The 13815-nt window shown below is 72.2% G+C and carries 12 protein-coding genes; 4 read left to right on the forward strand and 8 right to left on the reverse strand.

Annotated elements, in window-relative coordinates; all coding sequences use genetic code 11:
* Nucleotides 1–366: 366 nt before the first annotated feature.
* The gene (locus tag ACZ4NB_RS29475) at nucleotides 367–807 is read left to right on the forward strand and encodes a subtilase-type protease inhibitor (protein WP_467666088.1); all 441 of its coding nucleotides are present in this window, start codon (nucleotides 367–369) and stop codon (nucleotides 805–807) included.
* Nucleotides 808–925: 118 nt separating this feature from the next.
* On the opposite strand, the gene ACZ4NB_RS29480 is transcribed toward ACZ4NB_RS29475, so the two are convergent.
* The 4 genes from ACZ4NB_RS29480 to ACZ4NB_RS29495 form a co-directional block, all read right to left on the reverse strand.
* On the reverse strand, nucleotides 926–1990 hold the full coding sequence (locus ACZ4NB_RS29480; RefSeq protein WP_467666089.1) for a S1 family peptidase: 1065 nt from the start codon (nucleotides 1988–1990) through the stop codon (nucleotides 926–928).
* Nucleotides 1991–2388: 398 nt separating this feature from the next.
* Nucleotides 2389–3351 carry a slipin family protein gene (locus ACZ4NB_RS29485; protein ID WP_467666090.1) on the reverse strand — a complete coding sequence of 321 codons (963 nt, stop codon included), beginning with the start codon at nucleotides 3349–3351 and terminating at the stop codon, nucleotides 2389–2391.
* Nucleotides 3352–3545: 194 nt separating this feature from the next.
* The gene (locus ACZ4NB_RS29490) at nucleotides 3546–4454 is read right to left on the reverse strand and encodes a S1 family peptidase (protein ID WP_467666091.1); all 909 of its coding nucleotides are present in this window, start codon (nucleotides 4452–4454) and stop codon (nucleotides 3546–3548) included.
* Between the two features lie 270 nt (nucleotides 4455–4724).
* Nucleotides 4725–5510 carry a DUF1684 domain-containing protein gene (locus ACZ4NB_RS29495; protein ID WP_467666092.1) on the reverse strand — a complete coding sequence of 262 codons (786 nt, stop codon included), beginning with the start codon at nucleotides 5508–5510 and terminating at the stop codon, nucleotides 4725–4727.
* A 282-nt stretch (nucleotides 5511–5792) separates the two neighbouring features.
* On the opposite strand from ACZ4NB_RS29495, the gene ACZ4NB_RS29500 reads away from it, so the two are divergent.
* Nucleotides 5793–6245, forward strand: a complete 453-nt coding sequence (locus ACZ4NB_RS29500; RefSeq protein WP_467666093.1) for a cell division protein SepF — start codon at nucleotides 5793–5795, stop codon at nucleotides 6243–6245.
* Between the two features lie 13 nt (nucleotides 6246–6258).
* On the opposite strand, the gene ACZ4NB_RS29505 is transcribed toward ACZ4NB_RS29500, so the two are convergent.
* Both ACZ4NB_RS29505 and ACZ4NB_RS29510 read right to left on the reverse strand, forming a co-directional pair.
* A complete protein-coding gene (locus ACZ4NB_RS29505) occupies nucleotides 6259–7464 on the reverse strand; it encodes an acyl-CoA dehydrogenase family protein (protein WP_467666094.1) in 1206 nt (401 codons plus the stop codon).
* Between the two features lie 129 nt (nucleotides 7465–7593).
* Nucleotides 7594–9237: an MFS transporter gene (locus ACZ4NB_RS29510; protein WP_467666095.1), complete on the reverse strand. Its 1644-nt coding sequence runs from the start codon at nucleotides 9235–9237 to the stop codon at nucleotides 7594–7596.
* Between the two features lie 211 nt (nucleotides 9238–9448).
* Here ACZ4NB_RS29510 and ACZ4NB_RS29515 point away from each other — a divergent pair, with 211 nt between their 5' ends.
* Both ACZ4NB_RS29515 and ACZ4NB_RS29520 read left to right on the forward strand, forming a co-directional pair.
* Nucleotides 9449–10642: a hypothetical protein gene (locus tag ACZ4NB_RS29515; protein ID WP_467666096.1), complete on the forward strand. Its 1194-nt coding sequence runs from the start codon at nucleotides 9449–9451 to the stop codon at nucleotides 10640–10642.
* Between the two features lie 288 nt (nucleotides 10643–10930).
* The gene (locus ACZ4NB_RS29520) at nucleotides 10931–11968 is read left to right on the forward strand and encodes a phosphatase PAP2 family protein (RefSeq protein WP_467666097.1); all 1038 of its coding nucleotides are present in this window, start codon (nucleotides 10931–10933) and stop codon (nucleotides 11966–11968) included.
* Nucleotides 11969–12075: 107 nt separating this feature from the next.
* Here the strand turns inward: ACZ4NB_RS29520 and ACZ4NB_RS29525 are convergent, their stop codons facing one another.
* Entirely contained in the window at nucleotides 12076–12291 is a 216-nt protein-coding gene (locus tag ACZ4NB_RS29525; protein WP_467666098.1) for an I78 family peptidase inhibitor, read from the reverse strand.
* 412 nt (nucleotides 12292–12703) lie between these two features.
* Nucleotides 12704–13717: a helix-turn-helix transcriptional regulator gene (locus tag ACZ4NB_RS29530; protein WP_467666099.1), complete on the reverse strand. Its 1014-nt coding sequence runs from the start codon at nucleotides 13715–13717 to the stop codon at nucleotides 12704–12706.
* Nucleotides 13718–13815 lie beyond the last annotated feature (98 nt).

Here is a 13815-nt window from a genome sequence, read left to right on the forward strand (position 1 = left end):
GCCCCGGGCCGGGCGCCTCTTACCCCGGCCGCCGCCACACGCTGCCCGGAGGCGGCCTCCGGCCCTCCACTTCGGCCAATCGGCGGAGATCGAAACCCTCCCGAACGACCGGTCGGCGGCCGGATCCCTTCCTTCCGGCCGCTAACGGCTCATGCCACGAGCATGCCGGGCGGGGCATCCCCCCTGGCCGCGCACCGGTCGACCCGTCCCCCTTCGCCCACCTCCGACTCGTTTCGCGCCATTACCCTCAGCTTTCATTCAACGACTCAAAGCGATCGCCCGATGCACGATCAGGATGCTTTTCGGTGCGCGGTTGGGCCAGACTCCGGTCCGGCATCTGCACCTTCGAGCAAAGGAGTGTTCGTCATGCGGTACATCACTGGGGCGGTCGCGTTCGGCGCGGCGCTGGTTCTCGGCACGCTGGCCACCACCGCACAGGCCGTCGCCGCCCCGGCGCAGCCCGCGCGGTCCGGTGGGCTCTACGCGCCGTCCGAACTGGTGCTGACCGTCGGCCAGGGCGAAAGCCGCGCGACCGCCACGGTGCAGCGCGCGGTGACGCTCAGCTGTACGCCGGTGGCGACCGGCAGCCACCCGGCCCCGAAGGCCGCCTGCGCCCAACTGCGCGCGGTCGCCGGTGACTTCGGCGCGGTGGTCAACACCACGTCGGAGCGGCTGTGCACCAAGGAGTGGGCACCAGTACTGGTCACCGCGGACGGCGTGTGGCAGGGCAAGCGGGTGTCCTACACCTACACCTTCGCCAACTCCTGTGCGATGAACGCCGGCAGTGGCTCGGTCTTCGTCTTCTGACCGATGCGGGCCAGCTCCCGGGCACCGGACGGCGGTGCCCGGGGGCGGCACCGACCCCCGGACACCGAGCGGTGTCCGGGGGCCGCTGCCATGCCGTGCGCACGGCGCGCCCCGTCTGTCAGCCGATCTGCGCGCCGTATGCCTCCAGGGCCTCCGGCACCGGCTGGAAGTAGGTCTCGCCGCCGCCGGAGCAGTCGCCGCTGCCGCCGGAGGTGAGGCCGAGCGCGGACTCGCCGTCGAAGAGCGCGCCGCCGCTGTCGCCGGGCTCGGCGCAGACGTCGGTCTGGATCAGGCCCTCGACCGTGCCTTCCTGGTAGTTGACGGTGGCGTTCAGCGCCTTGACGGTGCCGTCGTGCACCTGGGTGGTGCTGCCGCTGCGCTGCACCTTCTCGCCGACCGTGGCCTCCGCGGCCTTGGTGATCTTCTGCGTGCTGCCGTTGTAGAGGTCCACCTCGCTCGGGTGCGGGGTGTCGCCCGTGTACTTGGCGATGGAGTAGTCGTCACCGGGGAAGCTGGACTTCTCGGTGGTCGCGATCTCCGAGCCGCCCTGCTTGTCGGACCAGCTCTGGACGGCGTTGCCGCAGTGGCCGGCCGTCAGGAAGTAGGGCTGTCCGTCCTTGACGACGTTGAAGCCGAGCGAACAGCGGGCGCCGCTGCCCCAGATCGCGTCGCCACCGCCGATGAAGGGCCTGAACTCGCCCTTGCTGTGGCGCAGTTCGACCTTGTCGCCGAGGGCCTTGGTGACCTGGGTGAGGCGGTCCAGCTCGGCGCCCTTGACCGTGCGGTCGGCGGTCACCACGACCTTGTTGCTGCGCGGGTCGATGCCCCAGGAGGTGCCGGGGATGGTCGCCTTGGACTTCAGCGTCTGCCGGGCCGAGTCGAGCTGGGCCAGCGTGTGCTTGACGAGTCTGGCTTGTGCGCCCTTGGCGCGGACGGTCTCGGCCGCCGTCTCGTTGACGACGTTGACCACCAGCTTCTTGGCCTTGGCGTCGTAGAACGCCCCGGCCGTACCGGTCTTGAGCTGGGATGCGAGGGTGGTCGCCGCGGCGGAGCCCAGTTTGGCCACCGTGGGGGCGGGGGCCGCGTTGGCGTTGGCGAGGGTGACGGTGGCGGTGGCGGCGAGCGCGAGCGCTCCCGCGGCCGCCATGACGGCGCGCCGGTTGGGTATGCGTCGGTGCTTCAACTCAGAGCCTCCCGTGGGGGGAAGGGCCCGGACTGTGGGGAGTGGCACGGGCCCGGAGAGTGAGGTTCGGGACACGGGCGGATCCGCCCCACGGCGCAGCGCCTCGGGGGAGTCGCGTCCATGCCAACGTACGGAGCCGAGTATTCCCATCCGCCTCACTCGTGCACAAGACCGAGTTCCGGTCTCACGTGCGGGAGTTCACGAGTTCATCACATCGTCACCACACCGATATGCGCGCACTTCGCTCCTGAGTGCGGACATCAGCGGGCATGCGGGGGTCGCGGCGGTGAGCGAAGTGTGAGGACCCGGTCTGGCCAAAAAAGAGCCCCCTCTCGCATGAGAGGGGGCCAGGGCGCCGCCCGTTCTACGGGAGCGTGCCTACGGGCGCGCGCTACGGCTCACGGCAGCTCCTCCGCCTCCGGGAGCTCCTCCAGCCGCGCCGACAGCACCCGGTCGGCCTCGGCGTCGACGCCGTCCGCGGCGGGCGGACGCGGCTCCTCGGCAGCGGTGCGCGCCCCCTTCGGGGCCGCCGGGCCGGCCGGCTGCCGCCCGCCCTCCCGTACGGCCGCCGCCTCGGCCTGCGCGGTCTGCGCCTGGGCCTGCAGCCCGGAGCGCTCCAGGAACCGCAGCAGCTCCACGGGAAAGGGCAGGACCAGGGTGGAGTTCTTCTCGGCGGCGACCGCCACCACGGTCTGCAGCAGCCTCAGTTGCAGCGCGGCGGGCTGGTCGGACATCGCCGCGGCGGCCTCGGCCAGCTTCCGGGATGCCTGCAGTTCGGCGTCGGCGTTGATCACCCGGGCACGCCGGTCCCGGGTCGCCTCCGCCTGGCGGGCCATCGAGCGCTTCATGGTCTCCGGCAGCGAGACGTCCTTGATCTCCACCCGGTCGACGGTGACTCCCCAGCCGATGGCCGGGCTGTCCATCATCAGCTCCAGCCCCTGATTGAGCTTCTCGCGGTTCGACAGCAGATCGTCCAGTTCGCTCTTGCCGATGATCGACCGCAGCGAGGTCTGGGCCATCTGGGAGACCGCGAAGCGGTAGTCCTCGACCCGGACGACCGCGTCGGCGGCGTCGACGACCTTGAAGTAGACCACCGCGTCGACCCGGACCGTGACGTTGTCGCGGGTGATGCCCTCCTGGGCGGGCACCGGCATCGTGACGATCTGCATGTTGACCTTACGCATCCGGTCGATGCCCGGAATGATCATGGTGAAGCCCGGTTCCCGCACCGCGGACGCCAGCCGCCCCAGCCGGAGCACCACCCCGCGTTCGTACTGCTTGACCACGCGCGCCGCCGCGACGAAATACACCGCGCCGGCGCACACCAGACCCACCCCCGCCGTCACCAGTTCTTCGACCATCACGGCTCCCTGGTGTCTGCCGTATGCCGTCCGATTCGGGCTTGCTTTCCATGGTATGCCCGGCCCGGAGGGGGGTCGAGGCGTGCGGCGGACGCGGTCGGGCCCCCGTCCGCCGGCGGACGGGGGCCCCGCACCATCGGCCCCGGGCCCGGGGATCGCGGCGGTGCGCAGAAGCGGATATCAGCCGGTCGGCGTCAGTAGACGCTCACGCCGTAGGCGCTGAGCGCCTCGGTGACGGGCTGGAAGAAGGTGGTGCCGCCGGACGTGCAGTCGCCGCTGCCGCCGGAGGTGAGGCCGAGCGCCGTGGTCCCGGAGTAGAGCGGGCCGCCGCTGTCGCCGGGTTCGGCGCAGACGGTGGTCTGGATGAGTCCGGAGACGATGTCGCCGCCGCCATAGTTGACGGTGGCGTTCAGGGCGGTGACCTTGCCGCTGTGGATACCCGTGGTCGAGCCGCGGCGGGTGACCGTCTGGCCGACGCTCGGGGTGCCGGCGCTGGTGATGTCCTGGCTGCCGACCGTCCCGGGGTGGGCCACGGAGGTGTTGGTGTACTTCACGATGCCGTAGTCGTTGCCCGGGAAGCTGGAGCCGGCGGTCGGGCCGAGGCTCGTGGTGTGCGAGGAGTTGGTGTACCAGGGCGGGTTGCCGTCGGTGCAGTGGCCGGCGGTCAGGAAGTAATAGGTGCTGCCGCTGCGGACGTTGAAGCCCAGCGAGCAGCGCCAGCTGGGGGCGTAGATGGCGTCGCCGCCGGAGACGAACTTGCGGAAGGTGCCCGCGATCCGGTCGATGCGGACCGCCGCGGCGTTGCCGCCCGCGGCCCGCTCGATTCTGGCGATCTCGGCCTGGGAGACCGTGCGGTCGGCGGTGACGACCAGGGTGCCGGTCGCCCTGTCGACCCGCCAGGCGGTGCCGGCGACGTCCGCGGTGCGTACCGCGTTGCCGGCGGCCGTGAGCTGGGCGGCGCTGAACGTCCGGGCGGGGGCGGGGTCCTGGGCGTTGGCGGTCGGTATGGCGATGGCTCCGACGGCCACCAGTCCGGACGCCACGGCGATCAGCCGGGTGCGTCTCGCTACGCCGCTGCGGGGGGTGGTGCGCTCGTTCCTCACTGATTCCTCCGAGGGGGATCGGGGGGGCCGCGGGTGAGCGGCCCCGTGAGGCGCAGCCGAAGGGCACGCGGGAATCCGCACGTTCATTTTCAGCGTGCCCCTGACAAGCGCTGAGCGGAGTTTCGGGCGCCCCGCCCCCGCGGCGCAAGAGGGCGTCACGAATGTCTCACCGGCCGTCCGCTGTACCGCCGCCCCCAACACTCCGCCCCGGCAGCCCCGTTGACGGCTGCCGGGGCGGTGCTGACCCCCTCGGTCGGGCGATGGGACGAATCAGTGGACGATTCGGTTCCGCTCCCCCGCGCGCAGTGCGAGCGGCAGGGTGTTGCCGGGCGGCGGGAAGGGGCACAGGAAGTGGTCGGAGAACGCGCACGGCGGCAGCAGGGTGCGGTTGAAGTCGACGGTGACGGTGCCGTCCTCGGCGGGGGCCGGCGGCCGCAGAAAGCGGAAGCGGTAGCTGTCGGTGCCGCTGGTGTCGTCGGCGAGCACCGCCCACAGGGAGCCGTCGCCCTCGACCGCGACCCGCAGGGTGTGCTCGTCCCCCGCCACGGTGAAGGCGAGTTCACCGGCGAGGCCGAGGCCGCGCCGCTGCCCGTCGGCGTGCGGCACCTGGACCGTACACCCCTGTGCGTACGGGCGGAACAGGCCCGGCAGCACCCAGCGCTCGTCGTACTCGTAGACCTCGAAGCCGGCGAAGGCGCGACGGGCGGCCGCGGCCGGATCGTAGTCGCGCACCGCCCAGCGGTCCTCGCGCCGCAGCACCAGCAGATGCCGCTCGCCCGTCGCCACGCGGGTGGCGGTGGGGTCGCCGTCCTGGCCGAGGTGGAACTCGCCGTCCGCCGGCTCGCCGTCGACGGTGAGACCGTCCCCGGCCGCGGCCCGCAGCACGACCCCGTCGCCCCGCTCGGTCCAGAGACCCGGCAGGCCCTCGATCCGGCCGCCGGGGTGGTCGGCGAGCCAGTACGTCCCGGTCAGGGCGAGCGGGCCGTAGGGGCCGGAGACGGTGGCGACGCGCCGGGCGTGCCAGTCCCGCCACTCCTGGGGTACGTGGGTGCTCATGGCCGCCAACCCTTCCACAGGTCGTACGCCAGGCGATTCGGGCGCCCCTCGCGCACCGGCCAATTGCCGACATCATTCGGTTTCACTCGATCGGGTACCGACCGTGATGTTCTTCATACTGTCAGTTCCCGTACGGGGCGCGGAAGCTGATGGCGCGCCACCCTCTTTGCACCAGATGTGTCACGAACCCCCCGTGCGGCGGCTATCCACTTGGCACACCCTCCGCCTCATGGACGACGATAGGGGCGGACACGCAGACACCGCGGGTGAGAGGAGGCGTCAATGGGATCGGTGCGCAAGGCGAGTGCCTGGCTTGGCCTCGTCGACGACAATGATGACGAGCGCTACTACGACGACGACTACGCCGAGGGACCCCAAGCCGGTGACTCGGGCGGCAGCAACCCCTGGGTGACCGACCCCCGGGTCCGGGTGGCCGACGCGACCGCCCAGGACCAGGGGACCCGCATCGCCACGGTCACGCCGGAGAGCTTCCGGGACGCCCGCGGCATCGGCGAACTCTTCCGGGACGGCGTCCCGGTGATCGTCAATCTGACGTCCATGGAGCCCGCCGACGCCAAGCGCGTGGTGGACTTCGCGGCGGGCCTGACCTTCGGTCTGCGCGGTTCGATCGAGCGGGTGGCCACCCGGGTCTTCCTGCTCACCCCCGCCGACTACAGAGTGCTCAGCGGCGAGACCCACGACCACCGCAACGGCGGGTTCTTCAACCAGAGTTAGCGGGCGAGGCCGCTCACCGGAAGGCGTCCAGACCGGTGAGCGCCTTGCCCAGCACCAGCTGGTGCATCTCGACGGTGCCCTCGTAGGTGAGCACCGATTCGAGGTTGGTCGCGTGCCGCATGACGGGGTACTCCAGCGAGATGCCGTTGGCGCCGAGGATCGTGCGCGCCGTGCGGCAGATCTCGATCGCCTCCCGCACGTTGTTCAGCTTGCCGAAACTGATCTGCTCGGGGCGCAGCCGCCCCGCGTCCATCCGCAGCCCCAGATGGTGGGCCAGCAGGATCCCCTTGTGCAGTTCGACGGCCATGTCGGCGAGCTTGGCCTGGGTGAGCTGGAAGCCGCCGATGGGCTTGCCGAACTGCTCCCGGACCTTCGCGTAGTCCAGCGCCGCCTCGAAGCTGGCGCGCGCGGCGCCCATGGAGCCCCACACGATGCCGTAGCGGGCGTGGCTGAGGCAGCCGAGCGGGCCGCGCAGGCCGGTGACCTCGGGGAGCACCGCATCGGCCGGCAGCCGCACGTCGTCCAGGACGAGTTCACTGGTCACCGAGGCGCGCAGGGACCACTTGTGCTTGATCTCGGGGGTGGAGAGGCCCGGGGTACCGGCCGGGACCACAAAGCCGCGGATGCCCTCGTCGGTCCCGGCCCAGACCACCGCGACACCGGCCACCGAGCCGTTGGTGATCCACATCTTGCGCCCGTTGAGCACCCAGTCCGTACCCGCGCGCTTGGCGTAGGTACGCATCCCCGCCGGGTCGGAGCCGTGGTCCGGCTCGGTCAGACCGAAGCAGCCGATCACCTCGCCGGAAGCCATCCGGGGCAGCCACTGCTGCTTCTGCTCCTCGGAGCCGAAGCGCCAGATGGCGTACATGGCCAGCGAGCCCTGGACGGAGACCAGCGAGCGGATGCCGGAGTCGGCGGCCTCCAGCTCCAGGCAGGCCAGTCCGTACTGGACGGCGGAGGCGCCGGCGCAGCCGTAGCCCTTCAGGGACATGCCCAGCGCGCCGATCGAGCCGAGCTCGCGGGCCAGTTCGCGGATGCCGGGCAGCTCGCCCGCCTCGTACCACTGGGCGATATGCGGCAGGACGCGGTCGGCGGCCCACCGGCGGACGGTGTCGCGGACCGCGCGGTCCTCGTCGGTGAGCAGATCGTCGATGCCCAGGGGGTCGCCGGGGTCGAACGGCGGGACCGTCGAAGACTGTGCGGACGGCTGTGCGGACATGGCGGGCCTCCGGCGGGTTCAGCGCTCGCGCGAAAAACTAGCAGTGGTAGTTATTGCGCTCCGACGGTACGGCCCGGGGTGCCGCGCGGCAAGGGTCACCGCCGCGCGGCGCGGCCGAGGCCACGCGGATCAGCTGCCGGACCTCGCCGGGGCGGGCTCGCCGGCGGCCGACACGGCGCCTTCGCTCTGGGTGGCCTCGCCCTCGGTCTCCGCGCGCTCGGTCGACTCCGCGGCCCGGCGCGGCAGCCGCAGCGCGATCGCGGCGCCGACCAGCAGCAGCAGCGCGCTGGCGACGAGGGTGACGTGCAGCCCGCGCACGAAGGAGTCACGGGCGGCCTCGCGCAGCGCTTCCCGGGCGGCTCCGCCCAGGCCCGCGGCCACCTTGTACGCCTCGCCCAGGGAGTGTGCGGCCGAGGCGGCGGCCTTGCCGGGGACACCGTCGACATGTGCCAGCCCCGGGGCGTAGGCGGCGTTCATCACGCTGCCGAGCAGGGCGACACCGATGCCGGCGCCGAGCTGGTAGGAGGTCTCGCCGATGGCGGCGGCGCCGCCGGACTGCTCCGCGGGGGCCTCGCTGAGCATCGACTCGTACGCCCCGAAGAGCGTGGACTGGAAACCGAAGCCCAGCATGATGAAGCCGCAGGCCAGGAGCCAGGGGCGGTCCTGGCTGCTCATCGCGGTCAGGCACAGCACCGCCACGGCGGTCAGCACGAAGCCGAGCGAGACCATCGCCCGCGGGCCGAGGGCCTGCAGCATCTTCGAGCCGGTGAGGCCGGCGGCCATCGCGGCGAAGACCAGCGGCAGCATCCGCAGCCCGGTCTCCAGGGGGCTGAGGCCGAGCACCAGCTGGAGGTACTGGACGGCGATCAGCTGCAGGCCGACCAGCGCGAGCATGGCCAGCACGATGCAGCCCACGGAGGTGCCGAACGCGGGCCGGGTGAACAGCCGCATATCGATCAGCGGGTGCGCGCGCCGGCGCTGGCGCCGTACGAAGAGGATCAGCAGCAGGGTGCCGAGGACGATGGGCAGCAGCGTGGTCGGGCCCAGCACGGCCATACCGCTGCCGATCCGCTTGACGCCCAGGACGATGCCCAGCACGCCGAGCGCCGCGACGACCGCGCCGATCACGTCCCAGGGGCCGTTGCGCTCACCGCGCGACTCCGGCAGCAGCCACCGGCCTATCAGCAGCATCGCGGCCATCATCGGGATGTTGATGAGGAAGACCGAGCCCCACCAGAAGTTCTCGACGAGGAAGCCGCCCAGGACCGGGCCGACCGCGGCACCGACCGCGGCCACCGCGCTCCAGACGCCGATGGCGACCGCGCGCTCGCGCCGGTCGGGGAAGACCTGCCGCAGGATCGACAGCGTCGCGGGCATGATCATCGCGCCGCCGATGCCGAGCAGGGCGCGGGCCACCATGAGGATCTGCGGGTTGGGCGCGAGCGCCGCGGCGGCCGAGGCCAGGCCGAAGAGGCCGTAGCCGAGCAGGAGGACGCGGCGGCGGCCGACGCGATCGCCGAGGGTGCCGAAGAGGATCAGCAGGGAGGCCGCGATCAGCGGATAGACATCCACGATCCACAGCAGCTCGACCGGTCCGGGCCGCAGGTCCTCGGTGACGGAGGGCACGGCCACGTAGAGGATCGTGGTGTCCAGCGCGACGAAGAGCAGGCTGACGCACAGCACGATCAACACGGTCCAGCGGTTCACACCGCCGCCTGAAAGCCGGGGAACACCAGCCGTCCGTCCACTGCCGGACGCGGTCGTCCCGGACATAGCACCTCCAGTCATGCTCTCGCGGCCACGGATCAGGGCGCGAAAAACGCCCCGGGGAGAACCGGCGGCACGGGCGAGTTGAGAGGTCAGACTACGCGAGTCGCCCATGGTGCCGCGTGGCTCACCTCACGATGAGACGCTCATCGCAGCGCCGTCCGTTCCGCCACCCGCGGTCGGTGGACGTTCTTCGGCCACCTGGATAATCGTCCGGATGAACGATCTTGCCTCGGTCGGGGTTCCCGGCCGGATACTGCGCGAGGGCCCCGCCGTACGGGCCGCCCTGCGCCGCGCCGCGCCCGCGCTGGCCGCGTACGCGGCGATCCGGCTGCTGGGCCTGGCCGTGCTGGCCCTCTGGTCGGCCGCCGACGGCAAGAACTGGCACACCCTGCTGACCGCCCGCTGGGACTCCCTCTGGTACACCCGCGTCGCCGAGCAGGGCTACGGCTACGCCGTCCAGCTGCCCAACGGCGACGTCCACTCCAACCTGGCCTTCTTCCCGCTGCTGCCGTGGCTGGAGCGGGGCCTGTCGGCGCTCTCGCCGCTGTCGCCGGCCGACGCCGGGATGGCGGTGGCGTGGCTGGCGTCGCTGGGCGCGGCCTGGGCGCTGTACGCGACCGGTGAGCGGCTGCACGGACCGCGGGCCGGTATCGCGCTGGCGGCGCTGTGGGCCGCGCTGCCCGTCGGGATCGTGCAGTCGATGGCGTACTCCGAGTCGCTGTTCACCGCGCTCGCCGCCTGGGGCCTGTACTGCGTGCTCACCGGGCGGTGGGTGTGCGCGGGGGTGCTGGCGTCGCTGGCCGGGCTGACCCGGCCGGTGGGCGCGGCGGTGGTGGCGGCCGTGTGGATCACCGCGGCGGTCACACTGCGGCAGGAGCGGGCCGGCGGTGTGCGGCTGCGCACGGCGCTGCGCAAGCACCGGGGAATGGCGACGGGCGTGCTGCTGGCACCGCTCGGCTGGTGCGGCTACTTCGTGTGGGTGGGCGTCCGGCAGGGCTCGGTCACCGGCTATCTGGACGTCCAGGGGGGCTGGGGCAACGGCTTCGACGGCGGTGTCGCGTTCGGTGCCTTCGTGGCGGACCTGCTGTCGGGGCCCGGGTTCGCGGCCGGCCTGGGACTGGCCGCCGGCGTCGGCCTGGTGGTCTGGCTGTATGTGCGCGGCGTACGGCGGGGCCAGCCGCTGCCGCTGGCGGTCTACGGCGGAACGGTGCTGCTGCTCGCGCTGACCGCCAAGGGCTACTTCGGGTCCAAGCCGCGGCTGATGATGCCGGCCTATCCGCTGCTGCTGCCGCTGGCGGCGGGGCTCGCGCACTGGCGCCCGGCGCCGCGCCGGCTGGTCATCGGGCTGGTGGCGGTGGGCTCCGCGGTCTACGGGGCGTTCTGGCTGAACGGATCGGGCCCCCCGTGATCATCTTCCGGTCACGCCGACCGGAAGATCCCGCTCCGTGGCCGGCGCCCCCCGGGGGAAACATCACACGGCGCCCGGGCAAATGACGGATAAACTCCGCGGGAGAAAAGCAGATAAGGCGTTGAGCGCGACGACACGAGTCCGTCCGGAAGGGATTGAGAATCGCCGTGAATTCTCATCCAAATCCCCGAGGCGACGCCTCGTTTGAGACGCATTCCACATCACATCGTCATTACAAAGCGCACAGTTTGACCAAGCGGCTACATCACACGCGGTAACGTCGATTGAGTGCGTACCGATGAGAAGCTCGACCAGATGGAGGAGCGCCCCACCGATCGCGCCCGGCCACCGCAGATGACCCGGACCCGCCTATGGCTGTTCGGCGGAACACTGGCGGTGTACGCGGCGATCGTGGCCGGGGTGCTGACCACTTCATGGCTGGTCACCTTCGACTGGCAAGTCATGTTCTTCAGGCCGTACAAGCAGTGGCCGGACATCCACGCCTTCCTCGACTACTTCGTCGTCCTGGGGCAGCGCGGACCGACCGCGGTGGCGGTGGCCGCCTGGCTGGGCTGGCGCTGCTGGCGCCAGCGCAACCTCCACCCGCTGCTGGTGCTCGGCGCCTCCCTGCTGCTGCTCAACATCACCGTGGGCGCCGCCAAGCTCGGCATGAGCCGGCTCGGCCCGCACTACGCGACGACCGTCGGCGCCAACGAAATGTGGCTGGGCGGCGACATATTCCCCTCGGGCCACACCGCGAACGCCGTGGTCACCTGGGGCGTGCTCGCCTACCTGGCGACCACCCCGCTGCGCCGCCGCACGCTGTCGGTGATCGCCGCGCTGGGCGCGCTGGGCGTCGGCATGACGACCGTCTACCTCGGTACGCACTGGGTCAGCGATGTGCTGCTGGGCTGGGCCGCGGGGCTGCTGGTGCTGCTGGCGATGCCCTGGCTGGAGCCCGGCGTCACCTGGGTCGAGGACCGCCTCATGGGCATCCTGCTGCGGCTGTGGCTGCGGCTGCGCCCCGATTCGCTGCGCGGCCCGCTGCCGGCCGGTTCGCTGGCCCCGGGGGTCTCCCGCCAGCGCATCGCCCCCGACGGCGAGGTGCTCGTACGCGAGACGATCGGCGCCGGTACGGGCGGCCGCTCCGCCGCCCACGCGCCGGACAGCTGGCCGCACCACCCGTCACGCCCGTACACCATCCGCTCGGAGCGCACCCCGGTCACCCCGGCCGGCGGCAGCCGGCGGCCGCCGCACGCGGACCGCGTCCCGCGCACCACGCCGCTGAGCCCGACGTCCGGGCGCGGCCGCAACTCGGGCGGCTGACCGCCCCACCGACAGCGGGGACGGTACGCACACACCCACCCCGCAGCCAAGGCCCCGGCCCGCTCCACCAGGAGCGGGCCGGGGCCTTGGTCGTCCACGCGGCGGGCTCAGCCCTGCCAGCTGCGGTGCACCGTACCGTCCTCGACCTCGAAGTTGAGCCGGCCGGCGAGGTACTCCATGGTGATGATCGCGCCCGGCGGCAGCGAGCGGACGGTGGTCCAGCCGCGCGCCCTGGCCCGCTCCTCGGCGTCCTGCCGGTCGAGGCCGACATACGTCCCGATGTCGTCCCGCGGGTTGTTCGGAAGGTTCGGTAGATCAGACATGTCAGCCACCGTAGGCGCCCGTTCCGGCCCGCGGAAGGCCCGGCCGGCGCACACCCCGGTGTCTTTCCGGTCCGTCGATGGTCACACTTGTGTCACAGCATACGTTCGGGCGTTTGCCGGAACTTCCGTCACCCGTACGCGCCGTGCGATGGGGCAACCGGGTGGAATATAAAACCGCCCCAATTCCGCCTTGATCAAATACGGAACGAACGCCTCCGCGGCGGGCGACGCGACGCACACCGGTTCGGAAATCAACCCGCCGTCAACGGCGGATTCCCTTTACCCGAGGCCGTTTATCGACCGTCCGAAAATCGACCGACGAGACACATTCCGCACACATTTCCCGCACATCGCCCAGGGCGCCTCCCGGCCGCCGCTCCCCCGGCATCCGCCCGTCGGCCCGCCCGTCCGGCTACCGGCCCCCGGACTCCGGATCCGGGTCGCCCGGCGGCACGGCGGCGGGCGGTGCCGGTGCCAGCGCCCGTGAGAGCCGGTCCCTGATCTCCCGGATACCGGCCAGCAGCTCCGGCGGCTCACGGACCTCGAAGTCGAATCCGGTCAGGACGAGGTGGACCACCATCGCCTCCAGGCTGTGCGCCCCGGTACGCAGCAGGCAGCGGTGCGCGTCGACCGCCTCCAGCACCCCGGCGGACGGGCTGATGCGCGCCGCGGCCTGCTCCGCCGAGGCGTGCAGCAGCACGGTGGCCCGCTCGGTGTACACGCGGGTGGAGACGCCCTGCGAGACATACCCGGCGAGGTCCTCGGCCGGCGGGGTGCGGGGCGGAACGCGGGGCCCGTGCGGCGGGGTGAGGGTGATCCGGTCGGCCCGGTAGGTGCGCCAGTCGCCGCGGTCGGTGTCCCAGGCGACGAGGTACCAGCGGCGCTGGGCGCAGACCAGGCGGTGCGGTTCGACGGTGCGGCCGGTGACCGTGCCGTCGTGCGCCTCGTACGCGAACCGCAGCCGCTGGGAGTCGCGGCAGGCGTGCGCGAGCTCGGTGAGGACGTTCGGGTCCACGCGGGGGCCGCGGCCGCCGAGCATCGGGACGGTGAAGGCGTTCAGCGCGCCGACCCGGCGCCGCAGCCGGTGCGGCAGTACCTGCTCCAGCTTCGCCAGCGCCCGTACGGAGGTCTCCTCGATGCCCTCGACGCCACCGGCGGCCGCGGTGCGCAGCCCGACGGCGACCGCCACCGCCTCCTCGTCGTCCAGCAGCAGCGGGGGGAGTTCGGCGCCGGCGCCGAGCCGGTAGCCGCCGGCCGTCCCGGGCGCGGAGTGGACGGGGTAGCCCAGCTCGCGCAGCCGGTCGATGTCCCGGCGCACCGTGCGCGGGGTGATGTCGAGCCGGGCGGCGAGGTCCGCGCCGGACCACTCCCGGTGGGCCTGCAGCAGGGAGAGCAGACGGAGCAGGCGTGCGGAGGTCTCCAACATGCCCGAAGTCTCGCAGTGTCCGCGGACGGCGGCGGTCCTCGATCCCGATACGGGGCCGTCCGGTACGAGGGCCGGCCGCCGCGGGGCCGCCCGGTCCG

The sequence above is a fragment of the Streptomyces sp. NPDC026575 genome (assembly GCF_055567415.1).